Here is a 19,228-nt window from a genome sequence, read left to right on the forward strand (position 1 = left end):
GGGCGTGCGGACACCGAACCGCAGAGGAGCTGCCGCCGGAGCGATCCTGGTGGCGTTGGGCGTCGCCGGGCTCTGGTTCTTCCTGAGCGACGCGCCGCCAGAGCAGGGGGCGAAGACCGGGATTCCCTCGCCGTCCGTCGCGGAGGCCTCCCGCTCCCGGAGCGCGGCGCAGCTCCCGCCAAAGCCCCACAGGCAAGAGCTGGTGCCCGCGGCAGCGCAGCCGGAGAGGCACGCAGACGGTGAGCTGGAGATCGAGGTCCTCTCGGGCACCACGCCCTTGCCGGACGCTCAGGTGCATGTCTATGAGCGCAAGCCCGCCGACGCCCACGCGCCGCTAGAGCAGTGGAGCGGTTGGAACAGCGGCGAGACGGGGGCCGATGGGCGGTGGGTGGTGCCTGCGGCACCGGGCAGCTACTACGTGGCGGCCCGAACGGAGGGGCTCGCTCCAGGCTACGCGGCGGTGGTGCATCCCCCAGGCTCGGAGCGCACCCGCGTGCGGCTGCTCCTCCAAGAGGGCACGGAGCTGCGCGGCATCACGCTAGCCAAGGGCACGGGAGACCCCGTGTCACTCGCGGAGATCCTCCTCACGTCGCTCGCGTTCCCGTCCGGCCCGAATGACCGTCCAGAGGCTCCCGAAGAGGAGAACCTGATGGCCACCAGCAACGAGATGGGTGAGTTCCAACTCTCGGGCGTCGCACCGGGACGCTACCGCATCGAGGCGCGAGCCCCCGGCTATGTGAGCGCGGTGCTCCCCTCGGTTCCGATTCCCTTCGAGGCGCGCCTCACCCTCCAGCTCGCCCCGGGAGGCCGGCTCGAAGGCAGGGTGCTGCGCGCTGACGGCGAGCCCGCGGAGGCCGCGGAGGTGTTCGCCACCAGCCGCGAAGAGGGCGTGACGGCACTCACGGACAGCGCGGGGCACTTCTCTCTCGACGTTCCAACAGGGGCCTACGCCGTGTCGGCGCGACGGGGCGAGGAGAGCGGAGCCTTGGACCGGGAGGTGCGGCTGGGCGTGGGGCAACGCGTCCAGGGGCTGCGGCTCCAGCTCGGCGCGGCGGCCTCGGTCTCCGGGCAGGTGGTCCAGTGGAGTGGCTCCCCCGTGCCAGGAGCCCACGTGGAGGCCCGCTCCTCCCAGAGCCTGATTGCCCAAGGCTCCGCCTGGACGGATGAACGTGGCGCCTTCTCGCTGCCGTCGCTGCCAGTTGGCACCTACACACTCCGGGTGAGCATGCCCAACGAATCTCGCTTCGAGCACGGACCGCTCACGCTCGCCGCAGGCGAGCACGCTTCACGGACGCTCACCTACGATCCTCGAGGCAACCTCAGCTGCACGGTCTCGGACAGGGCGAAGCACCGCGCGGCGAACGTTCGCGTCCAGGTCAGCGGGTTCCAGCCTCGTGTCGGTGAAAGCCGCGTCATCGAGCAGTGGACCGATGCCAAAGGCGATGTCCTGTTCGAGGGTCTGCCCACGGGCTCCGTCCTTGTGAGCGTGCCTCCCGATGAGCACTCTCCTGGCGTATCGACCCTCTCGTTCGTCCCCGAGCATGACGCGAGCTGGTGCTCGCTCTTCCTTCCCAGTACGGCCGAGCCCGAGAACGGGGCAGTGCTCGTCAAGGGGCAGGTGCTGACGCGCTCGGGTTCGCCTCCCGCCCGCCCTCTCCAGCTCGAGTTCCTCAGCCAGTCCTTGCCCCGGAATCCGGCAGGAAGCACGCTCACGGATGCGCAGGGGAACTTCCGGTCCCTCCTGCTGCCAGGGCCATACCTCGTGAGAGCAACCCCTCCACCGAGTTTGGGCTGTGGTGGCAGTGGACAATGGACACTCCAGGTGGAAGCAGGCCACCCCACGGAGGCCTCGCTCGTCGTGGAGGAGCTGCGCGAGCCCGACCTTCGGATCCAGGTGTTGGAGCTGGATGGAGCTCCCGCACAGCGGACCTTCGTGAAGGCGTCCACGCCGGCTGCCTGGGGACACACCTTGACGGATGAGCAGGGCCGTCTCGACGTCTGCTTCAGCCCGAAGGATCAACAACATCCGGAAAAACCTCTCCTGAGCATCTTCTCCGAGGACGACACTCGAGCGGCGGTGATCCGGGACGCAGGAGGCCGACGTGACTTCACCGTCCAACTGCTTCCCTTGCCCACCGTTCGGGCGCACGTCATCTCCCGGAACGGCTTTCCCGTGAAGCACATCACCGTGGAGATTCCCGCGCTCCCGCGTACCGTGCCCCACGAGTTCGAGGGCGATCAATTCGCGCTCAGCGTTCCTCCCGGCCCGACCCTGCTGACCGTCATGGTGGATGGCCCACAGCAAGCCTCGGTCGCGCTCGACCTGCAGCCCGGGGAGCACCGGGAGTTGGAGGTTACCGTCTCCGGGAAGGACGTCCTCACTCCCAGGGAGCGTTGAACAGCTCGCCGAAGCGCATGGCCAGCTCCAGACGCCCCATCATTGCCTTTCCCCACGCCGTGGCTTCCTCGGGCCAACTGGTGAGGCTGAGCCCCGCGTCGGCAATGGCCTTCAGCGCGTCTCCTCCCTGGCTCATGGCCTTCAGCAACCGTGCGTAGTCCATCAGCGTGGCCAGGACCTTGCCGGGGAAGATGATCTCATGATCGATCGGCTTGGGCGGAATGCGCGGGCGCAAGGTCCCCGGTAACGGTGCGGGGTCTCCTGCGCGCGAAGAGACCCGAGCCTCACGCGCGGCCTCCTCCGCGGCGCGCCGAGCCTCCTCCGCGCGCCGGGACTCCTCCGAGGCACGCACAGCCTCTTCCATCGCCCGGCGGGTATCCTCGGCCTGACGCTCGGCCTCGCGGGCCTGGCGCTCCTGATCCTTGCGCCGGGACTCGTTCACCCGCCGCTGCATCTCCTCGTGCCACTTCCGGTCCTCTTCGTCTCGCACGACGTCGAGGCGCTCGCGCATCAGCCGGACCTCGGTGTGGAGTTCGTCGAGGAAGGGCTGCCGAGGAGCCCGATCATCCTTCTCCGCCGGAGTCGTCAGGACGCGCTGCTCGAAGGCGGGGAACCACTTCAGGAAGGCCTCGGCCTCGGAGGCCAGCTGGTCCTCGCCCGCTCGGAATGCACCGGCGAGCGGCGCCGCCGCGTAGAACACGCCCAGCGAGGCAATCCACGGTTGCCGGGTCACCACCTCCTCGGCCGCCGTGAGCACGGCCCTCACTCGCCGAGGCAGCTCCTTCACGGGAGCATCGCGCACGAGCAGATCGGCCTGCCGGGCGAAGCCCTGGGGATCCACCCGCCACCAGGCCTCGAAACGAGCGACGGCATCCTCGGGAGAGGCCAGCTGCCGCTCCCAGAGGTCCTGGCGCCATGGCTCGAAGACGGAGAGCAGATCCGCGCGCTCGTCCGGATGCTGCTGGAAGCGGCGCCATACCGCGTCGATGAGTTCGTCCCGGCCCGAGATGCCGCTCCACTCGCGCACGGCCTGCCGCAGCGGGTCGACGATCAATGGCCGGTCGACTCCCTCCCATACCGCCACCCACAGCCGAGCCGCCTGCCCCGCCGGCTCGTCCCAGTCCTGGATGCGCGAGGTCAGCGTCATCAGCGCCTGCATGAGCGGAGGCGCGCACTCGGGTTCACGGGCCCACCGGTGGAGCAGACGCTCCTCATCGGGCCCCGCGAGCGCGAGGAATCGCGAGAAGTACACATCATTGATGCACTTCGCTCGATCCGCGCCCTCCTCCCACGCGAGCGCACGGGCCGTGCCATCGACAAAGGGCCGCATGGATTCGCGAACCACCGGAGACCGGGCCGCCCACCAGAGGATCCGCAAGGCGGCATCTCCGGGGAGCTCATGCAGCGTGGAGCGAGCCCAGCTCCGCCAGCGCTCCCGTACCACCTCGGAACTCTCGGCGAAGGACTGGATCTCGATCAGGTTCCGGAGCGACTCCGTGAGCCGGTCCGGTCCTCGCTCCGAGGCGAAGAGCAACGCATCCACGGCCTCGAACGCGAGCGGCGGATGCAGTGTGGCGACGACATCCCGAGCGAACGCCGCGCCCCCCTCGCCCGCGAGCCGCTGGAAGAGTGCGGACGAGCCCAAAGAGGCCAGGGTGCGACGGGCCTCGGAGACCTGCTCGGCGTCCGGAGCATCGAGCGCGGCGGTGAGACCGGCCTCGTCCTTCAGGCACAGGGCGCACTCGAAGCGCACATCGGGATCCGCGTGCGCCAGCCCCTGGCGCAGGGCGAAGAGCACATCCACCTCGGGCTCCTTGCCAGGAGATGCGCGCACCCACGCGACGGCGGCGCGAGGTGCCAGCTCGGGCAGCGCGAGAGCTTCCCGAGCGAGCTCTCGCACCCGGCTCCACTCCCGCTGCCGGAGCCGCGCCCACCGCCAGACCTTCCAGCGGGTCAGCGCAAACATGGCCTCCACACCCAGCCGCCCGTTCTCGAACACGGAGAGATGCACCGACTGGAGGACGCTCGGAGAGGTGTTCCCGCGGTGCAGCAGGGCGATCGCGGCCATGCGCTGCGCGAACCACGAAGGGCTCTTGGAGAATACCTCCTCCAGCGTCTCCCGGCGCTGGGCGGTGCCCAGTTCCTCCGCGAGCTGCTCCGGATGCATGGGGAGCTGCGAGACAAGGGCCTCCTCCGCCTCCTCGACGAAGCCCCGCTGCAGCAGCGCCGCCTCGCAGCGGCGCACGTCCTCCAGCAACACCTGGACCCGAGCCCACTGCTCCGCGTACTGGTGCTCGAGCAACTCCGCCTGCCGCGGCTCCAGGGCGGCTACGCGCTGCGCCAGGGCGAAGCGATCCACACCAGCGCGGATCAACATGCGCGCGGCGCCATAGCGCTCGGGGGGAATCTCTCCGCAGCCACAGAAGGGGCACACTCCCGAAGGAACCTTGAAGCGAGCACACTCCGGGCACCGCACCTGGGTGCCCCGCCGCGCGACCGTCTCGTTGAGAGCCGCCATGTCCCTCCTCTTAACCCATCCCCCGAGGGCAGGGCTGATCACCGCTTCCCATCACTCCGCGCCTCTTGCGTTCACCGGTGAACCCTCTGGGTCCCGGTCAGCGGGGAAATGTCAGAGCCGTCATTAAAATGGAAAACCAGAATTCCCAACAAAGCAGAGGTGCCTATGCGCATCACCACCGTATCGAAGATGGCCCTGTCCGGGCTGGCCGTGTCCCTGCTGATGGCGTGCCCGAAGTCGGGCAATCCGGATAACGGCAATCCGGACACTCCCTGCCCGGCTGGGGTGACGCAGACGGCGGCGCAGGCCGCGCAGGAGAAGTTCGTCACGGTAGCCCGGCCGATTCCGGGCGAGTACGTGGTGGTGCTGAAGGATCCGGCACCGGGAGTCTCGCCTCAGCCGGTGCAGCCGCTGGCGGCACAGCTGTCGACGAAGTACGGCGGCACGGCGTTCTCCATCTACGAGCACGCGCTGCGGGGCTTCGCCAGCAAGATGAACGAGGATCAGGCTCGGGCGATGTCGGGCGACGCGGAGGTCGCCTACGTGCAGCAGAACCAGGTGATCACTGCGTTCGACACGCAGGACAACGCCACGTGGGGCCTGGATCGCATCGATCAGCGCAACCTGCCGCTGGACCAGAAGTACACGTACGGCGCGCAGGGCAAGGGCGTGCACGTGTACATCATCGACACGGGCATCCGGGTCTCCCACTCGGAGTTCAACGGCCGGGCGGAGACGGGGTTCGACGCGGTGAACGACGGGCAGAAGGGAATCGACTGCAACGGCCACGGCACGCACGTGGCGGGCACGGTGGGTGGCAGCACGTATGGCGTGGCGAAGAACGTGCTGCTGTACGCGGTGCGCGTGCTGGGGTGCCAGGGCTCGGGCTCGACGGCGGGGGTGGTGTCGGGCATCGACTGGGTGACGAACAACAAGCAGCTGCCGGCGGTGGCGAACATGAGCCTGGGCGGCGGCGCGGACCGGGTGCTGGATGACGCGGTCCGCCGCTCGGTGGCAGCGGGCATCACGTATGCGCTCGCGGCGGGTAACGACAACATGGACGCGTGCAACACGTCTCCGGCGCGCACGGCCGAGGCCATCACGGTGGGAGCGTCGACGAACACGGATGCGCGCGCGACGTTCTCGAACTACGGCGGGTGCGTGGACATCTTCGCGCCGGGGCACAACATCACCTCGTCGTGGCTGACGAATGACACGGCGAACAGGGTGCTGAGCGGCACGTCGATGGCATCGCCGCACGTGGCGGGCATGGCAGCGCTGTACCTGGGGGTGCACCCGGATGCGACGCCCAACGACGTGGCGAAGGCGCTGGTAGACAACTCCACGCCGGACAAGCTGAGCTCGCCGGGCAAGTGCTCGCCGAACAAGCTGGGTTTCACGGGCTTCATCGCGCCGGACGCGGCACCGCCTCCCGCGGCGCTGTGAGGTACTGACGGGCTGATGGAGCGGGCCCCGGGTTCTCTCGAGCCTGGGGCCTTCTCTTTTCGAGCCCCCTGCCTGCCGCGCATGCAGCTGACGAGTCCTACAGGCATACCAGTCCGCCATGGATGCCGCGGATGGCTCTGACGCGGCTCATGGGGACTCCAGCTTCCGAGCCTCATCGATCTGCTTCTCAATCCAATCGCGATAGCTGGATGTGCTCGTGAACCACGACTCCGCGGGCCCCTGGCTCACAAATCCGCCATTGATGCCCACGAGCCACCGAGAGTCACCCTTTTCCTTGAAGCATGGCCCTCCGCTGTCCCCAGCATGAGTGTGCGCGCCAGGGAACCGGAATCGGATCTCTCGCCCCTTCCTGTTATCGGCCAGACGCAGCTCCGTCACGATGTTCTCGCCGAAACGGCGTATGCCCGTATCGTTCCCGTTCGCCGAGGTGGCGCCATACCCCACCATGCTCAACTCATCGTTGAGGAGCACCTCATCGTTGCTGAGCCTGGTCTCGATGACCGTGTTCCTCAATGAGCGCTCCAATCGGACGACAGCAAGATCAGCCACCTTGCTCTTGATCAGTCAGCACGAGGCGAGGCGCCACGAGCACTCCACTACAACTGCTCTTCCCATTCCTGATGGAGACAACCGATCGGTAGCGGTTGTCCACGTCCACCGTTCCCCCGGAGATTCCAAATTCATCAGGAACGGCTTCGCCCACGGAAGCAGCGCCTTCCGCCGCCGAAGCTCCTTCTACGGGCTCCTCCGTGGCACATCCGCTTCCGAAGAACCCGAGAACCACTGCCCAGCATGAGAGCCGCACTGCTGCACGCCTGAACATGAGCATTCACTCCTTGCCTGCAGCCTCCCTGGTTGGGACGGGCCCCTTCGAAGCATTCCGAAGCTCTGACTCCAGCCACTGCCGGAAGGAAGAGATGTTCGCGAAGGTCAGCTCCTCACCCACTGCCCTGCTCGCGATTCCTACGAGCCACTGGTGCTTGGCCTCGTCGCGCAAGCATGGCCCTCCTGCATAGCCGTCCCAGAGATAAGGCCCCTGTTGCCGGTAGAAGCCCCTTCCCTCCGTCACCGCCCGGGTCACCGGATTCTTGCGAAAGTAACGAGCCCCATAGACTCCGCCAACGCCCAGCGTGCCGTCCGAAGCATAGCCTGCCATGAGCAGCGTCTCCCCTACCTCCGCTTCTGAATGGGCCAGTTGTGGCATGGAGATCTCGTCGTCGACAGGCTCGTCCAACAGGATGGCTGCAAGGTCCGCATGCGCTGACACGACAGCCTCTCGCTCGTCCACAATGACTTGGAGCCCAGGATGGGGGTGGACGGCTCCGCGATACGTACGGAACTCCATCTCCGTCGTGTCCTCCTTGAGCCTCATGTCCAGAACCGCACCCGTGAGCGCCGTCGTCACGAACACCTGCGGCGCACACAGGGATCCGTCGATGACCGCGTTCGCCGAACTGCCTGCATCCACTCTCCTCGTAGGAAGGCAGACACAGCTGCCCGCAGTGAGAACCAGCCGGGGCCCCACCAGCACACCACTGCACCGAGGCTGCTCCATCACATCCTTGAAGGCGACCATGACCGTGGATGCGAAGCGGTTCCGCACATCCATCTCCCCTGCGAATTCCAGGAGACTCCGGTCCGCGGTGCCTGGTTCAAAACCCTCCGGGAGCATTGAGTGGGGTCTATCGAAGCCCCCATCCTTCATGGAGGAGTTTGCATCGCACCCCCGGCAGCTCCACGACAGCACCACGCCGAGCAAAGCGAGAGCTGTCCTGCAGAGAGAGGCTCGCCCTTGTCGATGATGAAGCATCCAGCGGCCCGTTGGTCCCGTGTCGTTGCCGAAGTGCCCTCCTGGCTACTTCGGCTGGGTGAAGGGCACGTCCAGCACGGGCAGCTTCTTCGCGCCCGGCAGATCGTAGTGCCACCACTCCATCTTGTTGCGCTGGAAGCCCGCGCCCTCCATCGCCTCACGGAGGAGTTCCCGGTTCTCGCGCGAGGCCTTCGTGCCACCTGCATAGCCGTGGTGCGCCGCGGGGGTGAAGTCATCGAATGGCGTCGGCATCTCCACCTCCGCCCCATCCAACGTCACCAGCGTCAGGTCCACCGCCGCGCCCCGGTTGTGGTTCGAACCGAACTTCGGATCCGCCACATACCCGGGCTTCGGCATGATCTTCCACATCTCGTACTGCACCGCCCGCGGCCGGTAGCAGTCGTACACCTTCAACCGGTAGCCCTTCGGCCGCAGCGCGTCCGCCGCCTTCTTCAGCCGCTTCGCCGCGTCCGGCAACAGCATGCACCGCGCCCCATCCGGGTACACCTTGCGCTTCAGGAAGTTGTCCTCGGTCGCGTAGCGGAGGTCCAACACGAGATCCGGAACGAGTTCGGTGGCGTCCACCACGGGAGACTCGCCCGCCCCCGCCGAGAGCCACATCGTCAGCGCCAGCTTCGCCGCAGGTAGCATCACGTGACCTCCATGCACCGCGCGAGGCCCGAGCCCCTCGCATCCGCGAATCCCCGCGCCCCCATCACTTCACCCGCGTGCCTTCCACCGTGTACACCGCCCTGCATCCCGAGGTGCACGTGCAGTTCTTCGTGCCGGGGATGAACTCGTCCATCAGCGAGCCGCACGCCCGCTGCACGTCGTAACCGTTCGGAGTAGGCCCCGGAGGCTGCACGCCCGCGTCAGCGCCCGGCACGCCCCCATCCCCCAACGCCGCGCAGCTGCGGCCAAAGAAATCGTCCTGACTGTTGCTAAGCAGGACCGTGTCCAGCGTCTCCCGGATCGACGCGCCCTCGCAGCCGTTGCCACAGCCCGCCAGAGTCGTGTTCACGCTGTACACCGACTTCGCCCGCTGCTCGTTGTACTCCGCGTTTCGCGCGAACCCCTGCACCGTGAGGTAGCCCGCGTCCGTGGTCGTGTCGCGCGAGAACGTGGCCTCGAACTGAAGGCCGGCATCGGCCAGTTGGACGATGCCTCCCGTGCCCGTGCTGCAGGTGGTCTTCGACCAGTCGAGGGTGGCGTTGAACCGGAACGTCCCCAGCACCTGATCTCCCGGGTACTGGGGGTCGGACATACAAGCAACGGCCACCATCACGAGGACGGGGAAGGAAAGGATGGCGAGTCGGCGAAGGCGCATGGCGCCGCGCAGCCTACACGAGGTCCAGCGCGGTCAAAGCCACTGCCCGGAAGATCGGGCTGCCCATGAGCACCGCCGCCTCGGCTACCTCGGTCGGATCCCCACCTCGGACGTCCGGGTCCAACCGAGCCAACACCCGCCCCGCTGCTAGAGAGGCGGGCATCGCCCGGAAGGCATCCACCGCGGCCTCCTCCAAACCCTCCACCGCTCCCGGCCGCGCCAGTGCCACGCCCTTCTTCCCCAAGCTCAACGCCAGGGCGCAGAGGTAGCCCAGCTCCACCGGGCCGAAGCACGCGAGCGCTCCCGCGCCAATCACCAGCTCGTCCGGAGCGGTGAGGTACGCCTCCACCCCGCCCACCGGATCCAACATCAGCTTCACGCCGCCCGCGCCCAGCTTCTCGAGCGTGGGCCGGAGCGCCACGCACACCCGCGGCAGGCTCTCCTCCGTCACCGGCAGAGCTCCCGAAGGCGTGGGGTGCTGGAAGCCGCTCGGCCGAGGCAGCGCCATCACTTGCACGGAGGGCGCGCTCAGCTCGCTGTCGGACAGCACCGCGGCGATGCCATCCACCCGCTCGGCGGCCTCGCTCCGGCCGATTTGCCGCAGCGCCTCGGCGAAGAGCGTCCACCCGTCCACGTCGAACGTCTTCTCCTTCAGCAGCACCGGCCAGAGGCGCGAGGCCAGCTTCGCCCCCTGCACCGAGGGAGAGAGTCGCTCGGCCACCAGGCGTGTGGCCTGCGGCGAGAGGGCATCGCGCGTCAGGAGCCGCTCGGCCAGCTTTACCGCGAAGGGGAACAACTGCGCATCCAGGTAGCCCCGGAGGATCGTCTCCAGCGCCTCGGGTTCGTCCGTCAGCCGCTCGCGCAACTGCAGCGCCTCGCCCGTGAGGCCTCGCTCCTCCGCCAGCCGCACGCGCCGAGTCAGACGCTCCGGCGTCTCGGGCAGCGCCGCAAGCAGGGCCGCCGCTTCCGCCGGCTTCTGGAGGACCTCGTAGGCATCCGCCATCCGCTCGCGGTAGGGCTCCAAGGCCTCGGTGCCCTCCAGGGACGCCAGGCGCCCCGTCATCCCGATGAAGGCCTCGCTGTCCTGCTTCTCGTCATACAGCTCCAGCAGCTGTTTCACCGCCTCCAGGCACGTGGCGTCCTCTTCCAGCGCTTGCTCGAAGGACTCGCGCGCCTGCGCCTCCTGGGCCAGCGAGAGCAACAGCTCGCCGTGCTCCAGCCGCAGGGCCACTCGCGCCGGGAGTTCCGACTCGTGGTCGATGAGCCTCGACAGGGTGCGCTCGGCGGCCTCGCCCTGCCCCTCGGTGCGCTCCAGCTCGAACCGCTCGCGCAGGAAGTCCGCACGCCGCTCCGGCCAGCCCTTCGCCACCACTCCGAGCGCCTCGATGCGCTTCTCGGACGACAACGCCCGGACATGCCCGAGCACCGCTTCGACGAGCGCCGTGGGCAACTGCCCCATGTCCGCCAGCAGGCGCGTGAGCCGGGTGTCGAAGTCCGGCCCCGTGGCCAGCGCCGAGAGGGCCCTCAGCCGCAGCCCGACCACCGCCTTCTGCGAATCGAGCACCTCGCCCCGCAGCGTGACGGCGAGTTCCCCATCCCGCTCGGAGAGCAACTCCGCCAGCTGCAGCAGCCCCGCGTCATCCGACTCCGCGCGCAAGCCCTCCACCAACCTGTTCACGTGCGCCGGGTCCGCCTCCGGCGACGCGGCGAGCGCCCACAGCGCCTCGCGCACCCGCGCCGCATCCCCCGCCTGCTCGGCCAGGGCCAGCGCGTCGGCATGCTTCCCAGCCGCCATCGCGGGCCCGAAGCCCACGCCCACCGCCCGAGCAGCCGCTCCGAGCCGCAGGAAGCGCTCGGCCAGCTCCGCGGGCGTCAGCGCCTCGGACGTCTCGGCGGCGATGCGCTCGATGACCTCCAGGGCCTCGGTCTTCTCTCCCGCCTGCTCCCAGAGGTCCGCGGCCTCCAGCAACAGCGAAGGCTTCTCCTGAGCCTTGGAGGAGCGAACCGCCAACAGCAGCGCCTTCGCCGCACGCGAGGCATCCCCAGAGGCGCCGTGGAGCCGGGCCATGAGCCGCAGCGTGGACACCTCGGGCGCAATCGCGACAGCGGCCTTCACCGCCTTCAACGCCTCCGGGATGCGGCCCGCGGACTCAAAATCTCGCGCCGCGGAGACCCACAGTTCCTTCTGGGCATCGCCCTGCGCAAGCTCCGCACGCGCCACGCGGACCTCGGCGCGCCGGCCCGGATCGTCCGCGAGCAGCGGCTCCAGGGACTCCAGCGCGTCACCGTAGCCCGAGCCCGAGCCGCCCCGAGCGACGACCTTCTCCAACGCCTCACGAGCCAGCGCGAGCTGACCGGCGGCACGTGCGAGCGAAGCCACCTCCAGCCTCAGCACCGAGGCCTCGTCCGCGTCCTCGGTGCGCTCCACGAGCCGCTGCAGGACCTCGAGCAGCTTCTCGGAGTCACCCCGCTGCCGCAGGCCTTCGACGAGCTTGCGAAGCGCTGCCTCGTTCGACGGATCCGCCTCAACGGCGCGCTGGCGCAGGGCCCACGCGCGATCCGGCTCGGCCAGCTGCTCATCCGCTACGTTCGCGGCGGCCAGCAACAATTCGGCGGCGCGACTGCCTCCCGCGGCGGTGGCTCCGGCCTCGTAGACGTCCAGCAGCTCGGAGTGGCGCCCCAGGGCACGCAGGCCCTCCACGGCGCGGTCGATGAGCGTGGGGTCCGCGGGACGCAGACGCGCCAACGGCAACAGCGCGTCGATGGCCTCCTGGGGATCATCGAAGAGATCGGCGGCGCGGCGATAGAGCACCTCGGCCGTGGCGCCATCCGCGTTCCGAGCCAGCTGCAGCGACGCGCGGTAGAGCCCCTTCGTATTGCCCGTGCGCGAGTACGCCTCGCTGAGGAGCGACAGCGCCTCCTTGCCGCGCTCGCCGTCGGGATCCAGGGAGACGACCGCCTCGAAGGCATCCGCCGCATCCCGGTACGCCCCCGAGGACAGCGAGGCATGCCCCAGGCGCATCCAGGTCCGCACGCGGACGGGCACAGGCAGCCCCGCGCCCACGGCCATCAGCCGCCGGTCATATGCCTGCGCGGCGCTGGGTCCACCGCCCTGCGCGGCCAACTCGGCCCGAGCAGCCAGGGCCTCCACGTCCTCCCCGGCCTCGGACAGATACACATCGAAGGCCTCGGCGGCCAGCAGCGCCTCTCCGGCCTCCAGCAGACGCTGGGCGCGCTCACGGAGCAGCGGGAGCGCCTCGCCCTTGGGCAGGGCGGCGGCACGCTGGGCCAGCAGGTCCGCCAGCCGGCGCACATCTCCGGCCATCCGCTGGCGCAGCAATCCGAAGGCCTCGGCATTGGAGGCATCCAGCTCGAAGGCATGGTCCTCGCACAGCAGGGCCCGCTCCCGGGCTCCGGCCTCGCGGAAGGCCCGGGCAGCGCTCAGGTAGCTCTCGGCGGCCTCGCGAGGCTGCTGACGCTGGGCCCGGCGCAGCATCAATGCCGCGAGCGCCTGGTGGTCTCCCGTCTCTCTCAGGAACGCGTGGTGACGGGTGAAGAAGGGCTCGCGGAAGGGATCGGTCTCCAGGAGGATGGCATCGAACTCGGCCGCATCCTCCTCGCGCCCCACCTCGTGGAGCAGCTCCGCCGCCTGTGCGGTGAGCTCCAGATCATCCGGAGCCGCCGCACGTGCCGCGAGCAGCGCGACAGCCGCGGCCTCCGGGCGTCCGGCGCGCTCACGGTAGAGCGTGGCCGCACGGCGCAGCAGGCCCGAGCGCCGCGCGGGATCGGACTCCTCCGCGGCGGAGTCCTCGTACCAGGCCGCCAGCTCCGCCATCCGCTCGTCGCGCTCGAGCAGCTCCTCCAACAGCTTCTCCGCTTCCGCCAGCGTTCGGTCGCGGCGCAGCGCCTCCCGCAGGAAGCCCTCGGCCTTGCTCGAATCGGCCAGCACGCCCAGGTACAGCCGGGCCAGCCGCAGCAGCACGGCCCCCTGCTCCGAAGCCCCGGCCTGCAGGGGCAGCATGCGCTCCAGCCAGCGGGCCTGCGAGGCGGCGTCCTCACGGCGAGCGGCGAGCCCCTCGCCCATCTCCACCGTCTCGAAGTCGGCCTTGAGCCGGAACGAGCGCTCCAGGGCCTCCTCGGCCGCGGGGAGATCCAGCTTCACGTCGCGCAGCAGCTCGGCGCGGCGGCGCTCGTGGGCGGCGGCCGCCGCGGGCTTGCCCTGAGCCTCGAGCAACTCCCTCAGCGCGGCGAGCGCCTCGAGGGCCTGATCCATCCGCCCCAGGTCCTCGGCGAGACGAGCCTCCTCACCATAGGCCTCGATGCCCGAGTCCGAGTCCTCCACCTGGACGCTGAGCGTGGCCACGCGGCGCAGCTCGGCGAGCAGCTCCAGGCTCCGGCCCTGCTCCCGGTAGAGCGCGGCGAGCCGCTGGCGCAAGGGGAGCGGCTGCGCGGCCATCTCCGCCGCGAGCGTCAGCAGGGACGCTGCCACATCCATGTCCGCCAGCGAGGCACGGGCGCGCTCGGACAGCACCACGAGGCGATCGACCGTCTCCTCCGAGGCAGGGAGCGACTTCACGTGCGTGACGAGCACCTCGAAGGCGCCGCGAGGATCCTGCTTCTCGAGGAGCGAGGAGAGCCGCTCGACGGCCTGCGAGTCCCGTGGATTCTGGGCAACGAGCCGCCGCCAGGCTTTCACGGCGCGCTTGGAGTCCTCGGCCTTCTCGGCGAGCTCGCCCAGGCGGCGGAGGGTGGCCTCGGCGTGCTCTCGGGCCTTGGCGAAGTCCACCTCGGCGGCGAGCTTCTCCTGAAGCGGCAGCGCCGCCTTCACATCGCCGTGGAGGTAGAGCAGTTCGGCCAGCTCTTCGAGGTCCTTGCCCTCGGCGGGCACGAGCGCATGGGCGCGGCGGACAAGCCGCAGGGCCCGCTCGGGCTCGGAGGCGGCGCGAGCGTGGGTGGCGCCCTCTCGCAGGAAGGCGACAGCCTCCTCGGGCTCGGCGGTCTCGGAGGCGGCCTCCAGCAGCGTGGCGGCCTCCAGCAGCTCGCCCTTGCTCACGGCCAGCGACACGAGCCGGCGACGCACCTTCGCGTCATCCGGCGCGAGGCGGAGGGCCTCACGCAGCGCGGCCTCGGCGGGGCCCGGCTGCTGCAAGCGATCGAGGTACAGGCTGGCCAGCTCGGAGTACAGCGCCGCAGCGCCGGCAGGGGGCGCGTGAGGCGCTTCCGAGGCCAGGAGCGCGGCAAGGCCGGCCCAATCCTGCAGCTCGCGAAGCACGCGCTGGAGCGCGACGGTGGCCCCCGAGTGCCGGGGCGAGAGCGAGAGCGCGGCATCGAGGCTGCGAGCAGCCTCCTCGCGCTGTCCCTGCTGCTCGACCAGAGCGGCCCGGGCCAGCAGTGCCTCCACGCGGCGCGGTACAGGACCCTGGCGCGCAGCTTCAGCGAGCGCCTCGGCCTCGGCCTGAGGCTGTCCATCCCGCCGCGCGAGCGTGGCCAGGGAGAAGAAGGCCTCGCAGCGCTCGTTGGAGGGGAGATCCAGCGCGACCGCGGCTCGCAGCGCCTCGCGGGCCTCGACGCGCGAATCCTTCTCCATGAGGGAGGCGGCGATCAGCAGCAGCCGCTCACGGGCGCGCTCACCCAGGCTCGGGTCAGCGGCCACGGCGCGGCGCCACGCGGACAGCTCGGCCACCTCGTCCGCGGCTTCCCGAGCGAGATCGGCCAGGGAGAGCAGCAGCGGCGCGGGCCGCGAAGCGAGCCGGGAGGCCTCGGCGAAATCATCCCGGGCGGCAGAGGTACGGCCGGCAGAGCGGTGGAGCTCAGCGCGACGGGCCAGCAGCTCGGAGCGAGCCTCCCCCTCGGCGGCGGAGATCTGCATGCTGAGCAGGTGGAGCCGCTCGGCCTCCTGCTCCGCCGTGCCCGTACCCGGCGCGGGCAGCAGGGAGAGCAGAGACTGAGCCGCCCACAAATCCCTCGGCTCCTCGACGAGGAGTGCGCGCAGAGCCGTTGCAGCCTCGGTGGCGCGGCCCAGGGAGAGAGCCAGCTCCGCCAGTTCGCGCCGGGCGTTGCGCTGCGCCTCGCCCGTGAGGCGGGGCCACAGGGTGATGAGCAGATCCGCCAGCGCCTCGCGGGCGCCCACCTTGCGGTGGAGGCTCGCCAGCTCGAGCTGGGAGTCGACGTCGATCGGAGCCTGGGAGGTGTACTGGGCCAGCAGGCGCCGAGCCGAGTCCGTGCGGCCCGAACGCACCGCGGCCGTGGCCGCCTTGCGGGTCAGCGAGAGCAGCTCCTGCTCGCGAGGGGCATCCGGATCCGTGGCAGGCAGGGCCAGCACCACTTCGAGATCCTCGAGCGCACCGCGAGGATCCGAGGGCATCCGCAGCTCGCCGCGACGCATGCGCGCGGGGGCGAAGGTGGCGTCACGCTCCAGGGACTCGGCGAGGAAGGCCTCTTCGCGAGGAGTACCCGCCGCCAGCAGCGAGGCGCGATAGAGGAGCCGGGCTCCCGCACGCACATCGGAGATGAGGGCAGCCTTGCGAGCAAACAGCTTGGCGGCCTCGAGCTTCTCACCGCGCTCCAGCTCCAGCTCCGCGAGCGAGTCCAGCACCTCGGCGGCCATGGGGCCCTGAGGATCGGCCTCGAGGGCCGCGGACAGGCGAAGGAGGGCCGCGGGCTTCTCGCCACGGTTCAGCAGGAGACGTGCGCTCTTGAGGAAGAGGGGCGCGGCCTCCACGGTGCGCTCCGCGGCGACAAGCGCCTGGGCACGAGTCCCCCACAGCTCGGCCAGCTCGCGAGTCTCACCGACCTCCGAGTAGAGCGCTTCGAGACGGCCCGCGAGCGCGTCATCCAGTCGGCGCAGCGGGAAGGCCTGGGCGTATGCGGCGATGGCGCCGTCCCGATCTCCGAGCTGCTCACACGCGCGGCCCAGGCGGGCCCGGATGTCTGCGAGCCGCTCGGGAGCGGCGGTGCGCGGCAGGGAGGACAGCAGCGTCTCCAGGGCGCTCCGGGCATGCTCGGGGCGCTCGCAGCGCAATGAGAGGTCCGCCAGATCCAGCAGCACGGCGGGATCCGGAGCCAGACGCGCGGCCTTCTCCATGGCCACGAGCGCCTCGCCGACCCGGCCGAGCCGAGCTTCCAGCACACCGGCCAACTCGCGCAGCGCGGCGGAGGCAAGCCGCTTGTCACCCTGGGCCTCGGCGACACGGGCGCGATCTTCGAGAGCGGAGGCCAGCCCCGCCATGTCCGAGCGCTTGCGCTGAAGAGTGCACAGCTCGCCCAGCGAAGGCAGATCCCCCGGCTCGGCCTTGAGCACTTCCTGGAGCGCCTGAACGGCCAGCTCCAGATCAAAGGTGAGGTCCCTCGCGGCCACGGCGAGGCGGCGGTACTTTTGGGCGCGCTCCTTGGGCTCGGGCGTCAGGCGCGCGAGGGCTCCGAGGCAGCGGGTGAGCAGGCCGCCGTCACGCCGGGCCTCGGCGAGGGCGAGCATGGCCTCCAGGGCGGGCTTGTTGTCCGGATCCGCCTCGATGGCGGAGACAAGGAGGCGCTCGGCCTTCTCGGGCTGCTGCAACCGGCCGCGATACAGCTCACCGGCCTCGGCCCACAGGTTGGCGCGCTTGCCAGGCTCCTCGTAGACAGCGGCTGCCTTCTCCAGAGCGTCGGCCAGCTCCTGGGCACGGCCGGTGGCGCGAAAGTAAGGAATGAGCTCCTCGAGCGCCACCAGATCGCGAGGCTCCAGCGCGAGCGCGGCCTCCAGGTGCTCTCGGGCGCGAGCCGGGTCACCCAGCTTCGTGCGGGAGAGCCGGGCCATGGCGTGGTGGCTGGAATGAGCAGCCTTGCGCACGGACTCCGAGCGCGGAGCGGGGCCCGCCAGTTCAAGCGCCTGCTGATAGTCCGCGAGCGCCTCCTGCACCTTGCCCAGGCCCTCGGCGACGCGGCCGGCGGCGAAGAGCGGCTCAGGCTCTCCGGGCAACAGCGTGACGGCCTCACGGAAACGCAGCAGCGCGTTGTCGAGCTGCTTGAGGCCCTCTTCCCACACGCGGCCCGCGAGCAGGTTGGCCTGGCCCACGCGGTCGAGCTCGTGCCGGGCCATGGCCACTTCGCGCAACCGGTCCAGCGCCTTGAGGGCGCGCAGGTGCTCACCGTCGCGGTGGCACAGCTCGCCGAGCAGCAGCAGGGCATCCGGCTGATCCGGAGCGAGCCGCAGCGCGGCCTCGCAGTGCAGCCGGGCACCGGCGATGTCGTCCTCGGTCTGGGCGCACAGGCGCGCGAGGTGGACGTGGGCGTCAGCGGCCTCGGCGGGGTCTCGCGTCAGCGCGGCGAGCCGGCGATAGGCACGCACCGCACCCGCCCGGTCCTTGGCCTGGTCCGAAGCGCGAGCCAGGGCCTTGAGCGAAGGCAGGTGATCAGGCCGAAGCCCCAGCAACTCATGAAGCGCCTTCACGGCCACCGCGGGCGCGGTGTCACGGGAGCAGCGAGCCGCGGCCTCGGCAGCGAAGAAGGCAGCAGCATCCTCGGAGGTCCGGCGCGACAGGGCACTGAGCGCCAGATAACGCTCAGCCGCACGGGCCTCCTCGCCACGGCGCTCGCGCACCACGGCCTCACCCCAGAGGGCGGCGGGGCTCTTCTCGCGGCGGCGCAGCAAGGTGGCCGCCACATCCAGTGCCAGGTCGTGCGCCTGAGGATCCGCGACGAGCAGGGACAACAGCCGCTCGACAGCGAAAGGATGCGCGTCCTGCGCATCTCCCGCCTGGAGGTACGCCTCGCGAGCCTCGGCGAGCCGCCCCTGAGCAATCAGCGCCTCGGGCTCGGCGAACGCCCGCGCCCCTTCGAGCGTCATCAACAGCTCATCATCCGGCGCCGTGGGAGGCGGCAGCCCTCCCGAGGAGAAGCGCAGGCGCAGGCCCTTGCTGGAGACCTCGGCGGCGGACAGGCGCGCCTGGTCCAGCTCCGGCATCTTGAAGCCGCGAGTCACCGCCGCCAGCCGGCACAGCTCCGGCAACACACGCGTCGTGAAGCCCGTGGCGCCCTGGACTTCAATCTCGGGCACCAGCCCCAGCGCGCTCACGGCGGAGGCGATGATGCCCGGCACCTGCACCGAAGCCGTGGGAGAGAACCCGTACAGCCTCACGTCATAAATGGAGAGCGAGAGCTTCTCGCCATCTCCATCGAAGGCCACCTTGAAGGTGACAGGAGTGCGTTCGGAGCCCTGGAGCCGCGCCTGGCCCTCCAGATACCCGGGGCGGAAGTGGAGCTTCAGCTCCTCGAGGCCCGCCAGCCGCCCGGACATCTCGGCCACCCTGCGCGCCACCATGTCCGCGTCGACAGTCAGCTCCAGGAAGCCGAACAGCAGCTTCTTGCGCTGATAGCGCGAGGGACCGGCGCTGACGTTGAACGGGAAGGTGACGTCGGGAATCTGCAGCGCGAAGTCGGCAATGGAGAGCCCCGGCGCCAGCGGCAGGGGCGGAAAACCCACGAAGGCACGCCGGTCCAGCAGCCGGAGCTCGGGGGAGGCAGCGCCCGACTCGGACGCGGGCTTCGGAGAGTCGCTTTCGGTGGCCATCGGGGAGAGGGGTCACAGGGTACCACGGTGGCTAAGCCCTCGAAATTTTTACCGTTCCCCCGGCCGAGGGGCAGGCGGAAGAGCATCACCCCCGTCCGTGGAAGGCCCTGAAATCCTTCCGAGATGGTTCATGCGCGGCGAGCCATTCTCGGACAAGATGG

General features: G+C 69.9%; 8 protein-coding genes. 2 read left to right on the forward strand and 6 right to left on the reverse strand.

Going from position 1 to position 19,228, the window contains the following annotated elements; genetic code table 11:
- The first annotated feature begins 4 nt into the window (after window positions 1–4).
- Window positions 5–2,398, forward strand: coding sequence for a carboxypeptidase-like regulatory domain-containing protein (locus tag KY501_RS19755; RefSeq protein ID WP_224364757.1), 2,394 nt, complete (start codon window positions 5–7; stop codon window positions 2,396–2,398).
- On the opposite strand, the gene KY501_RS19760 is transcribed toward KY501_RS19755, so the two are convergent.
- Window positions 2,379–4,916 carry a hypothetical protein gene (locus tag KY501_RS19760; RefSeq protein ID WP_224364758.1) on the reverse strand — a complete coding sequence of 846 codons (2,538 nt, stop codon included), beginning with the start codon at window positions 4,914–4,916 and terminating at the stop codon, window positions 2,379–2,381. The genes KY501_RS19755 and KY501_RS19760 overlap by 20 nt on opposite strands.
- A 165-nt stretch (window positions 4,917–5,081) precedes the next feature.
- Here KY501_RS19760 and KY501_RS19765 point away from each other — a divergent pair, with 165 nt between their 5' ends.
- The gene (locus tag KY501_RS19765) at window positions 5,082–6,362 is read left to right on the forward strand and encodes a S8 family peptidase (protein WP_224364759.1); all 1,281 of its coding nucleotides are present in this window, start codon (window positions 5,082–5,084) and stop codon (window positions 6,360–6,362) included.
- Between the two features lie 147 nt (window positions 6,363–6,509).
- Here the strand turns inward: KY501_RS19765 and KY501_RS19770 are convergent, their stop codons facing one another.
- From KY501_RS19770 to KY501_RS19790, 5 genes are all read right to left on the reverse strand, one after another.
- Window positions 6,510–6,932: a trypsin-like serine protease gene (locus tag KY501_RS19770; protein ID WP_224364760.1), complete on the reverse strand. Its 423-nt coding sequence runs from the start codon at window positions 6,930–6,932 to the stop codon at window positions 6,510–6,512.
- A 280-nt stretch (window positions 6,933–7,212) separates the two neighbouring features.
- Window positions 7,213–8,088 carry a trypsin-like serine protease gene (locus tag KY501_RS19775; RefSeq protein WP_224364761.1) on the reverse strand — a complete coding sequence of 292 codons (876 nt, stop codon included), beginning with the start codon at window positions 8,086–8,088 and terminating at the stop codon, window positions 7,213–7,215.
- A 150-nt stretch (window positions 8,089–8,238) separates the two neighbouring features.
- On the reverse strand, window positions 8,239–8,844 hold the full coding sequence (gene ddpX / locus KY501_RS19780) for a D-alanyl-D-alanine dipeptidase (RefSeq protein WP_224365031.1): 606 nt from the start codon (window positions 8,842–8,844) through the stop codon (window positions 8,239–8,241).
- 64 nt (window positions 8,845–8,908) lie between these two features.
- Window positions 8,909–9,457, reverse strand: coding sequence for a hypothetical protein (locus tag KY501_RS19785; protein WP_224364762.1), 549 nt, complete (start codon window positions 9,455–9,457; stop codon window positions 8,909–8,911).
- A 76-nt stretch (window positions 9,458–9,533) separates the two neighbouring features.
- Entirely contained in the window at window positions 9,534–19,067 is a 9,534-nt protein-coding gene (locus KY501_RS19790; RefSeq protein ID WP_224364763.1) for a flagellar hook-length control protein FliK, read from the reverse strand.
- Window positions 19,068–19,228 lie beyond the last annotated feature (161 nt).

The organism is Hyalangium versicolor, assembly GCF_020103695.1.
GTDB classification, from domain to species: Bacteria; Myxococcota; Myxococcia; order Myxococcales; family Myxococcaceae; genus Hyalangium; species Hyalangium versicolor.

What these genes read in the sequence shown, in the direction of transcription:
- ddpX (WP_224365031.1), bottom strand. Translation starts at nt 8,844, where the DNA reads ATGCTACCTGCGGCGAAGCTGGCGCTGACGATGTGGCTCTCGGCGGGG.
- KY501_RS19760 (WP_224364758.1), bottom strand. Translation starts at nt 4,916, where the DNA reads ATGGCGGCTCTCAACGAGACGGTCGCGCGGCGGGGCACCCAGGTGCGG.
- KY501_RS19765 (WP_224364759.1), top strand. Translation starts at nt 5,082, where the DNA reads ATGCGCATCACCACCGTATCGAAGATGGCCCTGTCCGGGCTGGCCGTG.
- KY501_RS19775 (WP_224364761.1), bottom strand. Translation starts at nt 8,088, where the DNA reads ATGAAGGATGGGGGCTTCGATAGACCCCACTCAATGCTCCCGGAGGGT.
- KY501_RS19785 (WP_224364762.1), bottom strand. Translation starts at nt 9,457, where the DNA reads ATGTCCGACCCCCAGTACCCGGGAGATCAGGTGCTGGGGACGTTCCGG.
- KY501_RS19790 (WP_224364763.1), bottom strand. Translation starts at nt 19,067, where the DNA reads ATGGCCACCGAAAGCGACTCTCCGAAGCCCGCGTCCGAGTCGGGCGCT.